The sequence below is a fragment of the Mesorhizobium sp. M7A.F.Ca.CA.002.04.1.1 genome (genome assembly GCF_004022805.1).
Taxonomy (GTDB): domain Bacteria; phylum Pseudomonadota; class Alphaproteobacteria; order Rhizobiales; family Rhizobiaceae; genus Mesorhizobium; species Mesorhizobium ciceri.
The window spans coordinates 1-3,063 of the sequence record NZ_RZPL01000680.1 but is presented as its reverse complement, the minus strand read 5'-3'; the positions used below and the strand labels follow the sequence as shown (position 1 = coordinate 3,063).

General features: G+C 64.1%; 3 protein-coding genes. 1 reads left to right on the top strand and 2 read right to left on the bottom strand.

Annotation, left to right across the window (positions count from 1 at the left end):
- Window positions 1-592, top strand: a 592-nt coding sequence (gene xdhC / locus ENZ75_RS26645) for a xanthine dehydrogenase accessory protein XdhC (protein ID WP_128278438.1), incomplete at its 5' end; no start/stop codon positions are given.
- 12 nt (window positions 593-604) lie between these two features.
- Here the strand turns inward: xdhC and ENZ75_RS26640 are convergent.
- Window positions 605-1,855, bottom strand: a complete 1,251-nt coding sequence (locus tag ENZ75_RS26640) for an LLM class flavin-dependent oxidoreductase (protein WP_063169825.1) — start codon at window positions 1,853-1,855, stop codon at window positions 605-607.
- Window positions 1,852-2,859: an LLM class flavin-dependent oxidoreductase gene (locus tag ENZ75_RS26635; protein ID WP_082826625.1), complete on the bottom strand. Its 1,008-nt coding sequence runs from the start codon at window positions 2,857-2,859 to the stop codon at window positions 1,852-1,854. The genes ENZ75_RS26640 and ENZ75_RS26635 overlap by 4 nt, the downstream gene beginning before the upstream one ends.
- Between the last annotated feature and the right edge of the window lie 204 nt (window positions 2,860-3,063).

Sequence of the window (3,063 nt, the reverse complement as noted above, 5' to 3'; positions counted from 1 at the left end):
CGAAGTCTTGATCCGGCTCGTCGATGCTGCGCTTGCCGGCGACCTGGTTGCGGCCGCCGAAGCCGAAGAGGCGCACCTGCCGTACGTCTACATCTTCGGTGGCGGCCATGTCGGCCAGGCGCTGGCATCGGCGATCGCACTTCTTCCCGTGCACGGCGTCGTCATCGAGACGCGGGCCGAAGCACTGGAAGGCATGCCCGAAACCATCGAGACACGGCTGACAGCTATGCCGGAAGCGATGGTGCGGAATGCCCCCGCCGGCGCCGCCTTCGCCATCCTGACCCACGATCATGCGCTGGATTTCCTGATCGTCGCGGAAGCGCTGAAACGCGGTGACACCGCCTATGTCGGCATGATCGGCTCGAAGACGAAGAAAGCGACGTTCAGGACCTGGTTCCTGAAATCGGCGGACGGCAGCCAGGCCGAGTTTGCCCGCCTCGTCTCGCCAATTGGCGGCGACACCGTCAAGGACAAGCGCCCTCAGGTCATCGCGGCGCTGGCTGCGGCCGAGATCATGACGGCGTTGGTCAATCACAACGCAGCCTTAAATGCCGACCATCAAATTCCGCATGGCAAGGTGATGGCAAGCTAAGCTGCGCCGCAGCTAAACCGGCCGTTTCAAACCCAGATGGTCGCGCAGCGTGCGGCCCTGGTATTCCGTCCGGAACAGTCCGCGCCGCTGCAACTCCGGCACGACGAGCGTGGCAAAGGCATCGAGTTCCCCGGGGAAATATGAGGGCATGACGTTGAAACCGTCGGCCGCGCTACCCTCGAACCGCGCCTGCAGTTCGTCGGCGACTTGGGCCGCTGTGCCGACGATGCGCCAATGGCCCCGCGCGCCGGCAAAATGCCGGGCGAGCTGGCGGATGGAGAGGCCGTCGCGGCGCGATTGCTCGATGACCAGCGCTTGCCTGCTCTTCATCCCCTCGCTCTCCGGCAGTTCCGGCAGTGGCCCATCGATCGGATAGCGCCACAGATCGGAGATGCTGAGATAGCTGGACAGCAGCGCCACGCCGACATCGTCGGGGATCAGCTCCTGCAATTCCTCGTATTTTTCACGGGCCTCCGCTTCGGTCTCCGCCACCACCGGTGCGACGCCCGGCATGATCTTGATGTCGTCCGGCTCGCGCCCATAGGCCGCCAGACGTCCTTTGAGATCGTCATAGAAGGCCTTGGCTTCCTCGAAGGTCTGCGCCGCCGTGAACACCACATCGGCGGTGCGGGCGGCAAGGTCGCGGCCGACATCCGAGGCGCCGGCCTGAACCATCACCGGCGCGCCCTGCGGCGAGCGCGGCAGGTCGAGCGGATCGCGAACCGAAAAGCTCTGGCCGTTATGGCCGGAAGCCTTGCCGTGCCACAGGCCGGTCACCACCTCGGCGAACTCGCGCGCCCGTTCGTAGCGGTCGGCATGGGGCTTGAGGCCCGTCGCGCCGAAATTGGCTGCTTCGATGGGGCTGGCCGAGGTGACCAGATTCCAGCCGGCCCGGCCGCCGCTCAGATGGTCGATCGACAGGAAGGTTCGTGCCAGCCCATAGGGCTCGTTGTAGCTTGTCGACGCTGTCGAGACGAGGCCGATGCGGCTGGTCTGGACGGCGAGCGCCGAGAGCAGGCTGATCGGCTCGAAACCGATCGAGCGCGACGTCTGGCTGGCAATGCCGATATTGGCTTCACGCAGGCCGGCGGCGTCCTCGCAGAACACCATGTCGAACTTCGCCGCCTCCGCCGTGCGCGCCAGCTGGATGTAATGATCGATGTCTATGCCGGCGGTGACGTGCGCCTTGGGGTGGCGCCAGGCGGCGATGTGATGACCTGTCGCCCACAGAAAGGCGCCGAGCTTCATCTGGCGGGCAGTCATTGGTCACCTCCGCCGGCAAGCCCGAGATGCGAGCGCAACGTTTTTCCGCGATAGTTCTCTCGAAACAAGCCACGCCGCCGCAGCGCCGGCAAGACCAGATCGACGAAATCGTCGAGCGCAGAAAGCTGTGCCGGCATCAGGATGTTGAACCCGTCGCAGCCTCTCGCCCGGAATTCCTTTTCCAGCCTCTCGGCGACGGCAGCCGGCTTACTATCGGCGATAAGCGCGACGTTCGTCAGCACTTTCACAGCATCCGGATCGCGTCCGCACGCCGTGACACGGCGCCTGATATCGTCATAGCGTTCGGTCGCGCCCTCCACCAGTCCGCCGTCCAGCAGGATGACATCGGCGGTGCGAGTGGCAATATCGAAGTCGGATTCCTGCAGGCCCGACAAGACGAGCACTGGCGTATCCTGCGGCGACCGGGCGACGTTCAGCGGTCCGCGCACGGAAAAGAATTCGCCCTTGTGCTCCAGCAGGTGCATCTTTTCGGGGTCGTGGAAGCGGCCGCCGCCCTGGTCGAACAGCAGGGCGTCCGCATCCCAGCCCTGCCACAGACCTTGCACGATGCCGATATATTCCTCACTGCGACGGCGGAAATCGTTAGGCGAAAATCCTTCGGGCCGGCTGAAATTGGCTGCTTCCCGTGGCGCTTGCGTCATGGTTGCGTTCCAGCCACTGCGGCCGTGGCTGATAACGTCGAGCGAAGCGAAACGGCGTGCCAGATTGTAGGGTTGGTGGGCAATTGTCGAGGCAGCGGCAACCAAGCCGATCCTGCTTGTGACAGTCGCCAGAGCGGCCAGCAAGGTCGTCGCTTCGAAGGGCATCCGTTTGTTCGCGGCTTCGCTTTCGGACGCTGGCGCGGCATCGGCAAGCAGCACCATGTCCAGCCCGGCTGCTTCAGCCTTTTGCACGAAACCAGCCAGGCGGCTGAATTCCAACCCAGTCTCGAGTGATGGATCGGCGAGCGAAACGGCAAGATGCATTGTGGCGCCGTTGTCCATCGGGGGTTCCTATGAGATGAAATGCCACCCCGAACTATGTTCGCCACATCCTGGGATGGCAACCGCCGGCGCTGGGCCAAACCGCCGCTCACCTACCGGCCAGTCCCTATTTGCCGGCCAGCCTTTATTTGCCAGCAAGCAGATCGTTGATCAGCCGCTGGCAGCGCTCGGCCATGAAGTCGAGCAGCAGCCGCACTTTTGGAT